Below are 17,664 nucleotides of genomic sequence, written 5' to 3' on the forward strand. Positions count from 1 at the left end.
GGCCTCAGCCAAACGGATTTTCCGTGGGGTAGGGCAGGTCCTTCGGCCGGTTGAAGGAAACATCCTCGACGCCCAGCATCCGAAGCGCGTTCCAAAGAGCCCGTCCCGCCTTGGCGAAAGCCACCGCCGTGTGGTGGGGAAAGCGCTTTTCGATCAGAACGTGGCGATAGAAGCGTCCCATTTCGGGAACGGCGAACACGCCGATGCCGCCGAAGGATTTCGGGTCGACATCCAGCACATCGCCCTCGGCGATATAGGAAAGGAGAACGGTGTCCGCCGTCGACTGAAGGCGGAACAGCGTGATGCCTCCCGGACGGATCCGGCCTTCGAGCGTGCCGCGCGTGATGTCCGGATCATTCTCCGGCTCCATCAGCCGGTGCATGATAAGCTGGTGCTTCATGGCTCCGTCGACAAGACAAGGCGCCGGCGTGTTTCCACAGTGGAAGCCCATGAAAAGGTCGGTCGGCTTGAAGCCGCGAAACGCTCCGGCCGAAGCGACGATCATATCGCAGGGGACGGTGTTGTTGACGTCGAGGAGCGTGGCCGGGAGACCGGTCGCGCAGACGGCCATGTATTCGCTGAGGGCGCCGTAGATGTCGACTTCGCAGGCGACGGGGATGCCCCGTCCGGCCAGCCGGGAATTGACGTAACAGGGGACGAAACCGAAAAAGCTTTCGAAGGCCGGCCAGCATTTGTTGGCGAAAACGCCGTAGGCCGAGGCGCCGAGATGGGTTTCCATGAACGTCATGAGGGCGGTTTCGTATCGGGCCAGTTTTTTCAGAAGGTCGGGGTAGGTGTTTCCCGCGCCCAGCTCTTCGGCCATGTCGCGGGCGACGTCCTCGACCTCGGGCCGGCCCTCGGCTTTGAGAAAGATGTCGTAGAGGTCGAGTTCGGAATTTTCCATGACTTCGACCCCCAGGTCATAAAGGGGCTTGACGGGCGCGTTGCAGGCCAGAAAGTCCTGGGGCCGCGGTCCGAAGCCGAAAATCTTGAGACCGCGGAGGCCGAGGACGACGCGCGCGGCCGGAACGAAATCGTCCATCATGCCGGCGATCGCGTCGGGCAGGCCGAACGGAGTTTCGGGGATGAACGGCCGCAGCTTGCGCAGGCCGCAATTGTAGGACGTATTGAGAAGACCGCAGTAGGCATCGCCCCGGCCGCCGACGAGATCGGCTTCCGTTTCCTCGGCGGCGGCGGCGAACATGACCGGCCCGCCGAATTTTTGGGCCATCAGGGTCGTCGGCCCTTCCGGACCGAAGTTCCCGAGATAGACGGCGAGCGCATTCGCGCCGCGGCTCCGGGCCTCGTCCAGGGCCTTGAGGGCGTCGGATTCGCTTTCGACGACGGTCTCGAGTTCGACGAACGGAAGGCCTTTGGCCCGGCAGGCCTCGGCGACTCGGGCCCGCCGTGTTCGGGAGAGTTCGATGGGAAAGCAGTCGCGGCTGACGGCGACAAGTCCGACGAGGACATCGGGAATATTGATCAGGGCTTTCATCTCAAGACTCCTTCTTCTGTCCGTAATAGGCGCGGGGGCCGTGCTTTCTTTGGTAATGCTTGTTCAGAATGAACTCAGGGAGAGCGGCCGCTTCGGGATTCAGGGTCAGAGCCAGAAAGGCGGCGCGGGCCGTAAATTCCAGGGCGACGGCGTTTTGGACGGCCTCCTCCGGCGTCCGTCCCCAGACAAAGGGGCCGTGGCCGGGCGCCAGAACGGCCGGAACGGTCATGGGATCGCGCCCGCGGAACGATTCGACGACGGTCCGACCCGTGTTTCTTTCATACTCCGATTCGACCTCTTTCTTCGTCAAAGGGCGCGCCAGGCGGACGGGCCCGTGAAAATGATCGGCGTGCGTTGTCCCCAGGCAGGGGATTTCGCGGCCGGCCTGGGCGAAAGCCGTCGCGTAGGGGCTGTGGGCGTGGACGACCCCTCCCGCTTCGGAAAAGGACTTGTAGATTTCCAGGTGGGCGGCCGTGTCCGAAGACGGCGCCCGGCGGCCGTCGACGGTTTTTCCTTCGAGGTCGACGACGACGATATCGTCCGGCGTCATGTCTTCATAAGATACGCCGCTCGGCTTGATGGCCGCAACGCCGGCGGTCCGGTCTGTGCCGCTGACGTTTCCGAAGGTCAGGATGACGAGATCATGGCGGATCAGATCCCGATTGGCCTTCCAGACGCGCTCCTTCAGCTCTTCGAACACGGTCATTTCCTTCGGCGCCGGGGTTTCTTCCCGCCCGGTTTTCGATCCCGAATATCGAGAAGGTCTTTCATGATGGGATATAACCGGCCGTCTCCTTCCTTCGTTCCAAATGCATCGTGAAGCTTCTTATATAAAAGAAAAAGTTCTCTGTAGACGGCGTGATTCTCCGGATTGGGCTTGAAGGTCTTTTTCCGGACGCCCGCCATGGCCGCCTGGGCGTCCTCGAAACGGGCGTACCCGCCTCGTTCCTCGCCGGCGGCGACGGCTCCGGCCATGGCCGCGCCCAGGGCGCAGGTCTGGACCGAGCGGGCGATCTTCATTTCTTTACCCGTCACGTCGGCGTAGATCTGCATAACCAGGGGGTTTTTTTCGGCGATACCGCCGCAGTTGACGACTTCACGGACGGCCACCCCGTATTCCTCGAATCGCCGGATGATGGTCAGGGCTCCGAAGGCCGTGGCCTCGATGAGGGCGCGGTAGATTTCTTCAGGCTTTGTGTGGAGGGTCTGGCCGACGAGGAGGCCGGTCAGGCGCTGGTCGACGAGAACGGTCCGGTTGCCGTTGTTCCAGTCGAGAGCCAGAAGTCCCGAGCGCCCGGGACGAAGCCGGGCGGCGCGGCGCGTCAGTGCGTCATGCGAGCCTTTTTTCGGGCCGCCCGGTTGAATCGTGTTGACGAACCAGTTGAAAATGTCGCCGACCGCCGACTGGCCCGCTTCGAGACCGAGATATCCGGGCAGAACCGAGCCTTCGACGATGCCGCAGAGACCGGGGATGTCGGGAAGATTTTCGCTTTCGGGCCAGACGGCGATATCGCATGTGCTGGTGCCGACGATCTTGACGAAGACGCCTGGGGCGACGCCCGAGCCCACTCCGCCGAGATGAGCGTCGAAGGCGCCGACGGCCACGGGCGTTCCCTCGCGCAGACCGAGTTGAGCGGCCCAGGTCTTCGTCAGTCCTCCGGCCGGAACATCCGAGGTCTCGGTACGGTCGTAAAGGCGGGTGCGAAGACGGCCGAGTTTGGGATGAAGCGCGGACAGAAAATCGGCCGAAGGAAGCCCGCCCCAGGTTCCGTTGAACATGGCCTTGTGGCCGGCGGCGCAGCGGCTGCGCTTGATGTCTTCCGCCGTTTTGACGCCGGTCAGAACGGCCGGGATGTAATCGCAGCATTCCACCCAGGAATGGGCGGCGGCGAAGACGTCCGGATCGATCCGGAGGCAATGGAGGATTTTGCTGAAAAACCACTCCGAGGAATAAGTCCCGCCGCACTTGGCCAGATACTCGGGATGTTTTTCAGCGGCGAGACGGGTGATCTCCGCCGCTTCGGCATGGGCCGTGTGGTCTTTCCACAACCAGGCCATAGCGTTGAGGTTTTTGCGGAACTTGGCGCGAAAACAAAGAGGGACGCCCGCCGCATCGACGGGAAGCGGCGTCGAGCCCGTGGTGTCGACGCCGATGCCGATGATCCGGCCGGGATCGAAAGCCTTGTCGTTTTTCCGGGCCGCCTTGAGGGCTGCGGCGAGGGATGTCTCCATGCCCGCAAGATAGTCGGCGGGATTCTGGCGGGCCAGGTCGGGATCGGCCGGATGGAGGAGAATGCCCTCCTGACCCGACGCATAACCGTGGACGGCCGTTCCGACTTCCCGTCCGTTGCGGATATCGACAAGGAGGGCCCGTACGGAATTTGTGCCGAAGTCGAGTCCGAGACTATAGGCCGTCTGCCGCTTCATGACTGAACCTCCTGGACATTTCTCCGTCTCATCTTTATCATAATCCGCCCGCCCGGACAACACGGCATCAGAGAGAATTGACAACAGTGCGGCGACCGGATAAAATATATCAGGTGTAGAAATGAAGTTTCGCAAAACCATCGACGTCGCTGCTTTGGGACTTTTTCTGGCCCTTTCTCTTTTCGGCAACTTCTTCCACATCGAAACGACGATCCAGGAAAGGGACGATTGCCCGGCCTGCCATTTCCAGAAATGCTCCCTGAGCACGACGGCCGTCCATTTCGCCCTGCCCATCATCTGCACCTGCACATCGGTCGTTTTTTCCGAAGAGATCGTCCTTTTTGAAAATGACGGCCTTCATCGCGCATCGCCGCGCGGTCCGCCTCTCGCCTGACCTCCTTCTCCCGCTCCGTCACCTCGACGGAAAACCCGAGTTCCTTGATTCCATAAGGAGGTCCAAGATGACAATCGCGAGAAAAATTCTTCTTCTTTGCCTGGCCGCCGGTTTGGCTGCGTCGTTCGCACACGCTGCAGATGAGGATCAACAGCGCCGGCGCCTGGGTGCCCGCCACGGCGCCGAAGGGCATCTGTCCGTTCGGGGAACGGTGATCGATGCGGACAGACAGCCGCTTGCCGGCGCCGTCGTCCTGATCCCGCCGTTTCCGAAATCGGTCGAAACCCGAGCCGACGGCGTTTTCGAAATTTCCGGAATCCCTCCGGGTCGATACCAGGTCGAAGTGTACGCTCCGGGGCACATGGATTTCCGGTCGGAGCTTTTCGAGCTGTCCGCCGATATCGACGAATTCGAAGCCGTCCTGCCCCGGATTCCCGCCGAAGAGATCGTCGTTACGGCCACGCGGACGCCGCGGCTTTATGCCGAAGTTCCCGTAAAAACCCAGATTATCGGCGCCCGCGAAATCGAAATCCGCCAAGCCACGCAACTGGCCGAGTCCCTGGCCTACACGACGGGTCTCCGGGTCGAAACCAACTGCCTCAACTGCAACTTCACCCAGGTTCGCATCAACGGCATGGAGGGGAAATACACCCAGATCCTGATCGACAATTCGCCCGTTTTCGGATCCATGGTCGGCGTCTACGGCCTGGAGCAGATTCCGGCCGAGATGATCAACCGCATTGAAGTCGTCAAAGGCGGCGGGTCGGCCCTCTACGGCGGAAACGCCGTTGCCGGCGTCATCAATGTGCTGACGAAGGAACCTCACGAGAACGGCGCGTCTCTCAGCTTTCAACAGGAGGCCATCGACGGCCGGCCGTTTTCGAACTTCGGTTTTCACTCGAGTCTGACCAGCCCCTCGGGAACCACAAAGGGCTTTCTGTTCGCCAATGCCCGAAACCGAAGCCCCGTCGACGTCAACGGCGACGGCTTCAGCGAAATCGGAAAACTCAAGGCGACAAGTTTCGGTTTCAACCTCTATCAGGATGCGCCGGGCGTCCGGGGCAAGCTCAAACTCGGTGTCACCCGCATCGTCGAGAACCGCCGCGGCGGCAACGCCTTCGATCTTTTACCTCACCAGGCGGATATCGCCGAAGCCGTCGAATCCAACATGACCGGCCTTTCGCTCGAGTGGAATCAGTATCTCTCCACCCGCATGTTCTACAATGTCGGATTTTCCTATCTGGACGCCGCCCGAGAATCCTATTATGGATCCGGACAGGACCTCAACGCCTACGGTTCGACCCGGAATCCTCTCCTGATTTTCAGCGGCCAGTTCAACCGGCAATCGCGCGGGCATCTCCTGTCGTTCGGTGTGCAGGCCAAGAGCGAGCGCCTGGAAGACAGGGCCCTCGGCTACGGCCGCGTCATCGACGACACCTACAGTGAAATCGGCGTCTTCATCCAGGACGACATGAGAATCAGCCGGACGCTGTCCCTGCTGGCCGGTCTCCGCGCAACGCAACACTCCCTGATTGACCGCCTTATTTTTAATCCCCGCTTCAGCTTCCTGGCCAACCTCACTCCGGACCTCGGCTGGCGGACGACATTGTCGACCGGGTTCCGGGCCCCCCAAGTGTTTGACGAGGACCTTCACATCACTCAGGTCGGCGGGCAGGGCGTGGTGATTCGAAACGCTCCCGACCTCAAGGAGGAGCAGTCCCTCAGCCTCAGCTCCGGATTCGATTTCGGCCGCCAGGTCGGGACCCATCTCCTTCAGTTGAGCGCCGAAGGGTTCTTCACGGTTCTTCGCGACGCCTTCGTCATGGAACAGCAGGATTCCGATACCCGGGAGAACGTCCTGGCCTTTGAACGGATCAACAGTCCGGGCGCCCGAGTGGCCGGCGTATCCCTGGAATTCGGATTGTTGTCCGGTTCGGGGTGGCGGATCAATACCGGCTGGACGTTTCAACGCAGCCGGCTGGACGACCCCGAGCCTGATTTCGAATCCCTGCGGTTCTTCCGTACGCCCGATGTCTACGGTTTCTTCCAGTTTGCCTGGGAAAACAATAAGTTGGCCGACCTCGAACTGTCCCTGGATTATACCGGGCCCATGAGCGTTCCGCATTTCGCCGGATATATCGAGGAGGCCCGCCTTGAGATCGTGGAGGATTTTTGGATGCTGAACGCCCGGTTTTCCCGGGAAATCAAGTTCTCCGACGGGTTTTCGGCCAAGATCTTCGCCGGAGTCTTCAATCTTTTGAATGCCTTCCAGCGCGATCTCGACCGTGGTCCCGACCGCGATGCCGGATACCTTTACGGCCCTTCAAAGCCCCGCTCCTTCACCGCCGGTTTCACCTTCAATTTCTAGTGGAATTGCATTCCCGGGGGGTTGGGCTTATAATGCGGATTCAAGAAAAATCCCGTCTGATCCCATGGAGGTCCTGATGACCGGTGCTTCCCGAAAATATTCGAGCCTTCTGTTGGGGCTGTGTTTTGTTCTGTCTGCAACGGCTGCGCTGACGTCCCAGCCCGCCGAGGAGGACTTGATCAAGAATCTGAGGTGGCGGAATATCGGTCCGGCCAACATGTCCGGCCGGATTTCGGATATCGTCGCCCTCGAGAGCGACTTCTCCCACGTCCTTGTGGCCTCCGCTTCGGGCGGAGTCTGGAAATCCGTGAACGCGGGAACCACCTGGGAACCCATTTTCGATCATTACGGCTCGGCCTCCATCGGCGATATCGCCGTCTTTCAGAAAAACCCCGACATCATCTGGGTCGGGACGGGCGAGGAATGTTCGAGAAACAGCGTGGCCTGGGGCGACGGCATTTACAAGTCCGTCGACGGGGGAAAAACGTTCGCGCGCATGGGACTCGAAACCACCCAGGTGATCGGCCGGGTGTTGACCCATCCGGACAATCCCGACGTCGTCTACGCCGCGGCGACCGGACCTCTCTGGGGATTCTCCGGAGATCGGGGCCTGTTCAAAACCGAGGACGGCGGCAAAACCTGGACAAAACTCGGAGGCGGTTTGCCGAACGACGGGCGCACGGGCGCCATCGACCTGGTCATGCATCCCGAAAACCCGGACATTCTCTATGTCAGCTTCTGGCAGCGCATCCGGCGGCCCTGGCGCTTCGACTCCGGCGGTCCGAACGGCGGCATTTTCCGGACCGAGGACGGCGGCAAGACCTGGACCCAACTGATGCAGGGTCTTCCCAAGGGCGATCTGGGACGGATCGGACTGGCCATATCCCGCAACAATCCCGAAGTCCTGATGGCCGTCGTCGAACACGGTTTTCAACCGCAGCCGACGATCCAGACCAAAGAGGGTCGCAAACCCAATCCCGAATATGAAGACATGACCAAACTCGGGACGGGGATCTATCGCTCCGAGGACGGAGGGCGGTCCTGGATGTACATGAACCGGATCAATGTCCGCCCGTTTTATTACAGTCATATTTATATCAACCCGTTCGACGATACGCTCATCTACTATCTGGCGACGAATCTCCAGATGTCGGAAGACAAAGGACGAACGTGGAAAAACGTTCCGGGCCTCCATCCGGATTTCCATGCCATGTGGCTCGACCCGTCCAACCGGAACCGCTATTATGTCGGCCAGGATGCCGGAGCGGCTCTCACGCATGATCATGGGAATACCTGGATTCTCTTCGACAACCTGTGCCTTTCCCAGTTCTATGCCGTGGGCGCCGATAACCGGGATCCCTACTACGTCTACGGCGGGCTTCAGGACAACGGGACCTGGGGCGGTCCCAGCTTGAGCCGCGAGGGGACCATCCTGACGGACTTCTGGTTCAACCTTGCCGGCGGGGACGGCTTCCACGTCCAGATCGATCCCATGGACTGGAGAACGCTCTACGCCGAAACCCAGGGCGGAAACATCATGCGGGTCAATGTCGAGACGCGGGAGACGGCGCGCATCCGGCCTTCGGCTCAGAACACCTACAATTGGAAAGACCACCTGCCGAAGAGCGAACAGAAAAAGGCCGCCGAGCAGCCGTCCGCCGGTCAGGCCGCGGCTTTCCGGCAGGGCCCCCAGCCTTTCCGTTTCAACTGGAGCTCGCCCATCCTGATCAGTCCGCACAATCCCCATACCGTCTTTTTCGGCGGCAACCATCTCTTCAAATCGGTCAATCGCGGCGACAACTGGCAAATCCTATCTCCCGATCTGACGACGAATGACCCGGAAAAACACAGCCGTCCCACGGGCGGCATCACTCGCGATCAGACCGGAGCGGAAACCCACTGCACCATCATCACGATATCCGAATCGCCCATCGCGCCCGGACTCATCTGGGTCGGAACGGACGACGGCAACGTCCAGTTGACCCGGAACGGCGGCGTCTCCTGGACCAATGTCCGGGCCAATGTCCCCGGCGTCCCGGCCGGAACCTGGGTCAGCCGCGTCGAGGCCTCGCGTTTTCACGAAGGGACCTGCTATCTGTCGTTCGACGGGCATCGGAGCGACGATTTCCGGCCCCATGTCTTCAAAACGACGGACTTCGGGAAAACCTGGGTGCCCCTCACCGCCGGCCTTCCGGACAACGGTCCGGTTTATGTGATCCGGGAAGATCTCAAAAACAAGAACCTGCTCTTTCTGGGCACGGAATTCGCCGTCTTCTTTTCCATCAACGGGGGGGCGAACTGGTCCCGGCTCAATCTCAATATGCCGACGGTCGCCTTCCACGACTTGATCATCCATCCCCGGGAGAACGATCTCATCGCCGGAACCCACGGCCGGGGAATTTGGATTCTGGACGACATCTCGCCTCTCCAGCAGGCCGCGGCCGAAGTTCTGTCCGCGGACGTTCATGTCTTCGCCAACGAACGTCCGGGGACCCAATGGCTGAGTCTCCCACGCGGGGGATACGGCCGCGGCGATCTCTTCTTCCGCGGCGAAAACCCGGCCGAGGGAGCCGCCGTTCATTTTTATTTGAAAGAGAAACCGGCCGGACCGGTGACGGTCGAGATTTCCGACGTGACCGGCGATCTCAAGACGGTCTACACGCTCAAGGACCCGGATGCCGGGATCCACAGGCTGCTTTGGGACATGCGTTTCGATCCCTCGCCGCAGCAACTCGCCCAGACGCTGAACATGCTTCGCGGCCAGATCGGAATGATTCTCCAGCGGCCGGAAGTCGAAGAGAGCGCCAAGACGATCGTTCAAAAAGCCCTGGATGAAATCCAGAAACCCGGCCTCGGCTATAGGGAAGCCATGGGCATCGTTCGGGAGGCGTTCGACGCCATCGGGTTCGGCGGATTCATGCGTTTCAGGGGCGGCCCGGGCATGGGCGCGGAGACGGCCGCACCCGGGGTTTATGCCGTGAAAGTGACCTTCGGCGAAAAAACGGCCTCCGGAACGGTCTCCGTCCGTCTTGATCCCATGCTGGAGAAGTGAATCTGAACGGCAGATGAAAAACCAACACCGCCGCGTGGTTGTGACGGGTCTTGGAGTCGTCACGCCGATCGGGATCGGCCGGGAGGAATTCTGGCGGGCGGCCCTGGCCGGAAAAAACGGCATTTCCCGGATTACGCTTTTCGATCCGTCTGAATTCCGGTCTCAAATGGCCGGTGAAGTCAAAAACTTTCGGCCCGGAGATTGGATCGATTCCAAATTGGCCGGCCGCATGGACCGCTTCACGCACTTCGCTCTGACCGCCGCGGACCTTGCCGTCAAGGATGCCAAGCTGGCCGCCGGAACCTTCGATGGCCGGAGGGCCGGCGTCATCATCGGGTCTGGAATCGGCGGCGCCCAAACGCTGGAAGGCGCCCACGTCGACCTTCTCGAAAAAGGGCCGAAATCGCTGGGACCGTTCGTCGTCACCAAGGTCCTGATCAACACGGCCGCCTGCATGGTGTCCATCACCCACGGCCTCAAAGGTTTTCTGTCCGCGCCCTCGGTCGCCTGCTCGACCGGGGCCAATGCCGTCGGCGACGCCGCCCGGGTCATCGAGAGGGGCGACGCCGATGTCATGCTGGCCGGAGGGAGCGAGGCCAGCGTCAGCCCGCTGCCTTACGGCGGATTCTGCGGCACGCGCTCCATGTCCGTGAGAAACGACGATCCGGAACGGGCCAGCCGCCCCTTCGACAGAGACCGCGACGGATTCGTCATGGGGGAAGGCGCCGGCGTCATTGTTCTGGAAAGTCTTGAGCATGCCCTGGCCAGGGAGGCTCCGATTTACGCCGAATTGGCGGGCTACGGCAATACGGCCGACGCCTTTCACTTCACGGCGCCCGAACCCGACGGGGACGGCATGGTCCGGGTTATGGAAGCGGCCTTGCGCGACGCCGGTCTGGAGCCGGAGGACATCGGATACATCAACGCCCACGGAACGTCGACGGATCTCAATGACCGGATCGAAAGCGCGGCGATCATCAAGGTTTTCGGGGATCATGCCCGAAAGCTCAAGATCAGTTCCACAAAATCCATGATCGGCCACCTGCTGGCGGCGGCCGGTGCGGTCGAATTCGCCGTGGCCGTCTTGAGCGTCGCGACCGGACGGATTCATCCCACCCTCAACTGCGAACATCCCGACCCGGACTGTCCGCTGGACTATGTCGCCGGAGGCGCCGAAGAGATCGACCTCCGGGCGGCGCTCAGCCAATCTTTCGGCTTTGGGGGTGGAAACGCCTGCCTGGCCGTCAAAAAATATGTGAGAGAACCATGAAGATACCCGAATTGCGCATCGGCGGACTGACCGCCGAAATTCCCATCGTCCAGGGGGGGATGGGCGTCCGTGTCTCGCTGGCCGGCCTGGCCGCGGCCGTTGCGGAGGAAGGCGGGATCGGCACCATCTCGAGCATCGGCCTGGGGGATTTCGAAGCCTCGAAAACCGAGTATGAACGGATCTCCCGGGAAGCCCTGGAAAACGAAATCCGGAAAGCCCGCAGCATGACCCGGGGCGTCCTGGCCGTCAATTTCATGGGCGCCCTGAGCAACGTCGAGGACCTGGTGCGGACGGCGGTCCGCGAAGGCATCCGGATGATCGTCTTCGGCGCCGGGCTGCCCATGAAACTTCCGGAACTTGTTCCCGAAACCTCGGTCAGTCTTGTGCCCATCGTCAGCTCGGCCCGGGTCGCGGAAATCATTCTCCGCGGCTGGGAAAAGCGTTTTGCGAGGACGGTGGACGCGCTCATTCTCGAAGGGCCTCTGGCCGGCGGTCATCTCGGATTTTCCCTCGAACAGCTCGAAAATGCTGAGGATTATTCCCTGGAGAAACTTCTGCCCCGGATTCTGGAGGCGATCAAGCCCTTTGAGGACCGTTTCGGGAAAAAGATCCCGGTTTTCGCCGCCGGCGGGATTTTCAACGGCCGCGATATCGCCCGCATGCTGTCCCTGGGCGCCTCGGGCGTCCAGATGGCGACCCGTTTCGTCTGCACGGAGGAGTGCGACGTCTCCCGGGAATTCAAACAGTGTTACCTGGATGCGAAAGAAGAGGACATCGTCATCATCAAAAGCCCGGTCGGCATGCCCGGGCGGGCCATCCGGAATCCTTTCCTCAAAAAACTCGACGTTGTGGAAAAGCTCAAGATCAACTGTCCCTATCACTGCCTGACTGCGTGCAAGGTGACGGAGGCCCGATATTGCATCGCCCTGGCCCTGCTGAACGCCTACCTGGGGGATGTCGACAACGGGCTCATTTTTTGCGGCCGAAACGCCCACCGCTGCGACAAGATCGTGACCGTCAAGGAACTCATCGCCGAACTGCTTGCCGAACTGAAAACCGCCTGATCAACGGGGTGCGAATGATATAGAGGCTCACCTTACACTGTGAAGATGAACAAACAAATTCATAATATGGTATAATAAAATGCTTTGTATCGGAAAAGTCAATGAACGAGAATGAACCGAAAATGCTGGTCCCCGCGCCTGTGAGCCGGCGCCGATTCATAAGTCTGGGCGCCGCCGCCCTGGCCCTGCCGTTCATATCCCGGATCCCGGCCGCCGCGTTCTCCGAGCCGCTTCCCCCCGACCGCGGCCTCGCCTTGTACAACACCCATACCGGGGAGCAGGCGGCCCTCGACTATTGCCATTCCGGCTCCCTCATCTCCTCGTCGCTCGAGAAGATCAATCACATCCTCAGAGACCATCGGACCGGAGAGACCAAGGACATCGATGTCCGTCTTCTCGACTTACTTCATGTGCTCTCCCGGAAGGTTGGCGCCGCCCGGCCCTTCCATATCATCTCCGGCTACCGGTCTCCCCGGACCAATGCCCACCTGCGGGCCAACGGGTCGGGCGTCGCCGAGAACAGCCTGCACCTTCGCGGGCAGGCCGTCGACATCCGGGTCCCGGGCCTCAAGCTTCAGGACCTCTATCGGGCGGCGGTTTCCCTGCGGGCCGGGGGCGTGGGGATCTATCCCAAGTCGGACTTTGTCCATGTTGATATCGGCCGCGTCCGGACCTGGTAGGCCGGGCGACCCGGCCGACGGCAGTGCATGCTGTCGCAAGGCCTCGGAGAGGGCCGCGTCCCGCTTGTAAATGTCCTCCCGGAATTGCACGCGCTCGTCGTCGGTCAGCCAGGCGGTCCAATACAGGAGGTGGACGCCGATCGGATTCCGCAGGGTGATGACACGGGTCGTCGTGTCCTCGAGCGCCGCCAGGATCTTTTCCCGGCTCCAGACCGGATCGTCCCGCAGAATGTATTCGGCCAGCTCCAGCGGCTGTTCGAGCCGGATGCAGCCCGAGCTGAGATCCCGCCCCGCTTGGGCGAAAAGCCCCCGGTCCGGGGTGTCGTGCAGGTAGACGTCGAACTTATTCGGGAACATGAACTTGATCCGGCCGAGAGAGTTTCTGGGCCCCGGGTCCTGCCGGAACATGAAGGCCTCGGCTTCGGCCTCGACCTGTGACCAGTCGACGGCTTCGGTGTCGATCTCCGGCGCATCCTCCGACCAGCCGTGGAAGACCCGGATCCCCCTTTCCTTGAGATAATCCGGGTCTTCCCTGACCTTGGGCAGGATGTCCTCCCGGGCGAGTTTGGGCGGGACGGTCCAGGTGGGGTTGATCTCGATGTAGGTCATCTTGCCGCTGAATTCCGGCGTGCGCCGGTAGGCGCTGCCGACGATGGCCGGCATGGACAGGACCTCCCGGACGCCCTCGAAGACGCCGACCCGAAAATCAGCGATGTTGATCAGGATAAACTTATCTCCCAGGTCCTGGGTGATCCAGCGCCAGCGCTCGAGGTTGGCCAGGATCTGCGTCAGCCGGACTTCGGCGGGGACGTTCAAGGCGGCCTCGGTCGCCGGCCCGACGATGCCGTCGGGCTGGAGGCCGTGGCGACGTTGGAAGGACTTGACACCCTCTTCGAGCTCAGCATCGAAAAAGTCCTGCCCGAAGGACTCCGAAAGCGCGATATCCCCCCTGGCTTCGAGACCGGTCCGGAGGGCCTTGACCCTCGGGTCCACGTCGCTCCTTTCAAGCTTCGGACCGGGCGGGAACTCCGGCCAGCCGCCCGCGGCGGCGACTGTCTGGGTGGCTCGGAACGCCTTGATCAGGCCGCGGTACACGGCGTGATTCGGCCGGAGCGAATCGAGCGCGCCGGGGATGTCCTGGTCCGTCAGGCCTTTTTCCAGGACGGCGGCCAGGTCCTCGATGCGCCCCTTGATGAACCATTCGGACTGGAAGGTTTCCGGATCGAGCTGGCCGTGGACGAGCTGAGACCCGCAGAGGAGGAAGGAGTCCGTCAGGAGCAGTTCCAGATCGACCAAGGCCTCGGGCCGGGCCTTCCGGGGCTTTGTCTCGAGGTCCTCCGTGATCTCGGACAGCAGGGATTCGATGGCCTCCAGGTGGTAGTTGTCGGGATCCAGCCCGTCCTCGGAAACGAGGCGCAGAGCATCCAGGTAGGACGAGGCCTCCGTGAGAGCGAGCCCGTCATAAATCCAGGCCGGGCGGAAATCCCGGGCCCTGTAGAAATCGGGCAGGATCTCAGAGCCGCATAGCGGGATGTTCCGGCAATATATGGGTCCGGTGGTCCCGGTCGGGCCGACCCGGGTCTGAAGCACGCTTCGAGTCGCCTCGACCGGCGAGATTTCTGAGATCGGCGGTGCCATCGGAGCCCCGCAGGAGGGGAGTAGGACCGCTGCGCAGAGCGAGACGAGACCGAGAATCGCAGCCGCCGGTTTCAGACCCATCGCCTTGAAAGGTCCTCCTCAATGATATTCCCTCGCGGCGCGGGCGCCCGAAGGAGCGAGCGACAGCGCCGCGGTGGTTCCCTCCACGTTTGTTACTCGCATGAATCATGCCATTTAAGCCGGATCGAGAGGGGCCGTTGAGAGTCGCCAAATCAGGCAAACCTCACCATCGGGAACAGGCGCCCTTTGTCTGTGAGCGCGAGCCTCGGCGCGGTGGGGGGTAGAGCGACTACCGGCGCCTTCTCCAGTAGTAACCGCCTCCGCCGAGAAAGAGGATGGCCAGGACGATGATGATGAGAAGTGTTGTGCTGCTCATGGTCGTTTCCTTTCTTTATTCTGTCAAATGATAAGAGTTGTCATTTCACGGCGCGCTTGACCGTGCGCTTCAGATCCTTGGCCGCGCCCTTGGCCCGGCCCTTGATCTCATCCCTCCGGCCCTCTCGCTCGAGCTTCTTGTTGCCGGTCAAGTCCCCGACGGCTTGCTTGATCTTGCCTTTGCTTTTATCTGCCAATTCGCCCATCTTCCACCTCCTGGACTAATAGCTAATGCCGTTTTCATGCCAGGATCCCTCCGCTTGCGCGGAATATCGGGGAATGGATCTCCTCTCAGGAAAAAGGTCGAATTCCGGGCGACCGGCGATTCGGATTTTGGGGGTGAACAGGTGAAACCGCTTTCGTGAACAAGAAAACAGTCTCTTGAACAGGACAATTCCTGTTTGGTCGGACATTCCGCACAGACGGCAAAGGATGCGCTCAGGGGCCCGGCTATTCGCTTGGTGAGGCTGTTTGGCACGGGGCTTGCATAGGATAAAAGAGCGGAGTGAACACCGGATGAAGGAGAGTTTGTCATGAATAGAATTGAGGCGATTTCGTGGAGGTTGGGTTATTTCAAAATTTAAGTTCCGAAAGGCGCTGCGCATCGGGGCGATCGCCCTGTTGGGTGTGGCCCTGCTCCTCGGCGCCCTGTTCTTTTCCCTGCGCAATGTCATTTTGCGCAGCGTCCTGGACAGTCGCATCCGCTCCTACCAGGCGAACCACGCCGGGGATTTCATCCGCATAGGTACAGCGAGATTCAGCGGATTGGAGGGCATCGACCTGGAAAACATCCAGGTGCTTGCCACAGCCAAGGACCTCGCCGCGACCGTAAAAAAATGCTCCATCGAGGTCCACTTCCTTAAGATGCTCAGCGGCCGCGTGCGGCTGAAGCGCCTTGTACTGAGTGACGTGACTCTCGACCTGAGCCGCGAAGACGCTCCCGGCCCGCTCCCGGTCTCGCCAAGCGACACAGGCGCGCCCGTCCCGCCTCGTCCCGCCCCAAGCCTGGCGCCCGACCTGGGGGCCAGGGGAGCGCGGCTGCTCGACCTGTATTTCACCCTTATCCCCGACAGATTGGAAATCGAACGGCTCACTCTCAATTCCGTTTTCGGCGATGTCCGGCAGGGCCTCTTCTTCCCCCGGCTGGCCATCCACGACTCCGCTTTTGAGACGACGCTCGAGGTCTTCGACCAAGGGGATAAATGGGTCTACCTCCTGGCCGGAGCGATCGAGAGGGAGGAAAGGCGGCTGGAGTTGCGCCTGGAGCCCCGGTTCAGCAGCAGCCCGGCCGTTCTGCCGTTCGTCGAACGGCAGTGGGGGCTGAAGGTCGATTTCGACTCCCTGGCCGTCGGCCTGCACAGCCGGGGGCGCAAGGGCGGCGTGCTGAGCCTGGACGGCCTGCTTGCGGTCAGTAGACTGGCGCTTAACCACCAGAGCGTCGCCGCCGAAGACGTCCACCTGCAGAACGCCTCCATCGACTACACCCTGCGCATCGGCGCCGATTCTATCGAGCTGGATAATGCCACAAAGGTTTCTTTCAACAGGCTTTCCTTCCATCCGTACTTCAAGTTCCAAGCCGGGCCGGCCGGGCAATTGACCCTGAGGCTCGATAAGACCGAATTCAAGGCCGACGATTTTTTCGGCTCGCTGCCGGCCGGACTGTTCACCCAGCTTGCCGGCCTGGAAGCCGGCGGCGATCTTGCCTACCGGCTCGATTTTTTCATCGACTTCAGCCGCCCTCAGGCGCTCCAGCTCGAATCGGGCCTCGAAAAGCGCGATTTCAGCATCATACGATTCGGCCGCGCCGACTTCAGGTCCGTCAACGAGCCCTTTCTCCATACGGTTTTTGAGGAAGGCGAGGCGCTGAGGTCGTTCGTGGTCGGGCCTGAAAACCCCGATTTCCGCGTCCTCGAAGACATCCCGTCTTTTCTGAAGAGCGCCGTCATGATCTCGGAGGACGGCGCGTTTTTCGGTCATCGCGGCTTCCTGCTCGAGCCCTTCAAAGAGTCCATCGCCCTCAACCTGAGGGAGAAGCGCTTTGTGCGCGGCGCCAGCACCATCTCCATGCAGCTGGTCAAGAACCTTTTCCTCAAGAGACAGAAGACCATCGCCCGCAAGCTGGAGGAGATGATCATTACCTGGCTGATCGAGGAGAACCGGCTGGTCAGCAAGGAGCGCATGCTCGAGATCTATCTGAACATCATCGAATGGGGGCCGCAGGTGTACGGTGCCCAGGAAGCGGCGCGCTTCTATTTCGACAAGGATGTCGCCGACCTGACCCTGGCCGAGGCGATATTCATGGCCAGCATCATCCCGCAGCCCAAGCGTTTCATGGCCTCGTTCGACGAGGAGCAGCGTCTGCGCTCATGGCTGCAGGCCTATTACACCGACGTGTCCGCCAAGATGTTGAAGCGGGGATGGATCGAACAGCGGGATTTCGACGCTCTGACCGCCGATATCCGGTTGCGGGGCCCGGCCCGCCTCCTGCTCAAAGGCCGGGACACTCGGCCGGAAGAGCCCGCCTGGGATATCCGATGACGCGGCGCCGTGTTCGCGAAGCCGGGCTGAGGGCGAGGCGGATTTTTAGCTCCAGTGAGGCGGTTTGGCACGGGACTTGCGTAGCTCACAAGAGCGAAATGAAGAACCGGATGAAGGAGAGTTGGTCATGAGCATGCGGCATTTCTTGTATGGGGGCTTGATCGGACTGATCGCGGGCTTGCTCCTTACCCCGAAATCCGGCAAAGTGACCAGGCAGGAATGTTTCCTGCAGCAAAGCACGGATGTCCGGAATCGTGAGAAAGATCGATCAGTTAGATATCAAATCAACCCAGCAATTCCCATGCCAAGCCCTAAGGAGGGATCTGGCATGAAACCGGCAAA

13 protein-coding genes and 1 pseudogene are annotated in these 17,664 nt (G+C 61.1%); 7 read left to right on the forward strand and 7 right to left on the reverse strand.

The window, feature by feature from the left end; genetic code table 11:
* Positions 1-4: 4 nt before the first annotated feature.
* Genes SCM96_03940 through SCM96_03950 form a run of 3 tightly spaced genes read right to left on the reverse strand, consistent with a single transcriptional unit; the run spans position 5 to position 3,922 of the window.
* Entirely contained in the window at positions 5-1,486 is a 1,482-nt protein-coding gene (locus SCM96_03940; GenBank protein MDW7759774.1) for a fucose isomerase, read from the reverse strand.
* Positions 1,487-1,496: 10 nt separating this feature from the next.
* The gene (gene araD / locus SCM96_03945) at positions 1,497-2,195 is read right to left on the reverse strand and encodes an L-ribulose-5-phosphate 4-epimerase AraD (GenBank protein ID MDW7759775.1); all 699 of its coding nucleotides are present in this window, start codon (positions 2,193-2,195) and stop codon (positions 1,497-1,499) included.
* A 2-nt stretch (positions 2,196-2,197) separates the two neighbouring features.
* A complete protein-coding gene (locus SCM96_03950) occupies positions 2,198-3,922 on the reverse strand; it encodes a ribulokinase (protein ID MDW7759776.1) in 1,725 nt (574 codons plus the stop codon).
* A gap of 121 nt (positions 3,923-4,043) precedes the next feature.
* Here SCM96_03950 and SCM96_03955 point away from each other — a divergent pair, with 121 nt between their 5' ends.
* The 5 genes from SCM96_03955 (at position 4,044) to SCM96_03975 (ending at position 12,070) form a co-directional block, all read left to right on the forward strand.
* Positions 4,044-4,316, forward strand: coding sequence for a hypothetical protein (locus tag SCM96_03955; protein MDW7759777.1), 273 nt, complete (start codon positions 4,044-4,046; stop codon positions 4,314-4,316).
* A gap of 67 nt (positions 4,317-4,383) precedes the next feature.
* Entirely contained in the window at positions 4,384-6,684 is a 2,301-nt protein-coding gene (locus tag SCM96_03960; protein MDW7759778.1) for a TonB-dependent receptor, read from the forward strand.
* Positions 6,685-6,760: 76 nt separating this feature from the next.
* A complete protein-coding gene (locus tag SCM96_03965; GenBank protein MDW7759779.1) occupies positions 6,761-9,736 on the forward strand; it encodes a hypothetical protein in 2,976 nt (991 codons plus the stop codon).
* 13 nt (positions 9,737-9,749) lie between these two features.
* Positions 9,750-11,006 carry a beta-ketoacyl-ACP synthase II gene (gene fabF, locus SCM96_03970; GenBank protein ID MDW7759780.1) on the forward strand — a complete coding sequence of 419 codons (1,257 nt, stop codon included), beginning with the start codon at positions 9,750-9,752 and terminating at the stop codon, positions 11,004-11,006.
* On the forward strand, positions 11,003-12,070 hold the full coding sequence (locus SCM96_03975; GenBank protein ID MDW7759781.1) for a nitronate monooxygenase family protein: 1,068 nt from the start codon (positions 11,003-11,005) through the stop codon (positions 12,068-12,070). Before fabF ends, SCM96_03975 begins: the two co-directional genes overlap by 4 nt.
* A gap of 98 nt (positions 12,071-12,168) precedes the next feature.
* On the opposite strand, the gene SCM96_03980 is transcribed toward SCM96_03975, so the two are convergent.
* The gene (locus SCM96_03980) at positions 12,169-12,372 is read right to left on the reverse strand and encodes a hypothetical protein (protein ID MDW7759782.1); all 204 of its coding nucleotides are present in this window, start codon (positions 12,370-12,372) and stop codon (positions 12,169-12,171) included.
* Between SCM96_03980 and SCM96_03985 the strand changes: the two genes are divergently transcribed.
* Positions 12,325-12,750, forward strand: a complete 426-nt coding sequence (locus tag SCM96_03985; protein MDW7759783.1) for a YcbK family protein — start codon at positions 12,325-12,327, stop codon at positions 12,748-12,750. The two genes, SCM96_03980 and SCM96_03985, sit on opposite strands and share 48 nt — an antisense overlap.
* 222 nt (positions 12,751-12,972) lie before the next feature.
* Here the strand turns inward: SCM96_03985 and SCM96_03990 are convergent.
* The 3 genes and pseudogenes from SCM96_03990 to SCM96_04000 form a co-directional block, all read right to left on the reverse strand.
* Positions 12,973-14,469, reverse strand: a pseudogene (locus SCM96_03990) (L,D-transpeptidase family protein).
* A gap of 229 nt (positions 14,470-14,698) precedes the next feature.
* Complete coding sequence (locus SCM96_03995; GenBank protein ID MDW7759784.1) at positions 14,699-14,785, reverse strand: LPXTG cell wall anchor domain-containing protein; 87 nt, start codon at positions 14,783-14,785, stop codon at positions 14,699-14,701.
* Between the two features lie 40 nt (positions 14,786-14,825).
* A complete protein-coding gene (locus SCM96_04000; GenBank protein MDW7759785.1) occupies positions 14,826-14,990 on the reverse strand; it encodes a CsbD family protein in 165 nt (54 codons plus the stop codon).
* 337 nt (positions 14,991-15,327) lie between these two features.
* Here SCM96_04000 and SCM96_04005 point away from each other — a divergent pair, with 337 nt between their 5' ends.
* Entirely contained in the window at positions 15,328-17,322 is a 1,995-nt protein-coding gene (locus SCM96_04005) for a biosynthetic peptidoglycan transglycosylase (GenBank protein ID MDW7759786.1), read from the forward strand.
* Positions 17,323-17,664: the final 342 nt, after the last annotated feature.

It is taken from the genome of Acidobacteriota bacterium (genome assembly GCA_033549365.1).
GTDB lineage: Bacteria > Acidobacteriota > Aminicenantia > Aminicenantales > Saccharicenantaceae > JAWSUF01.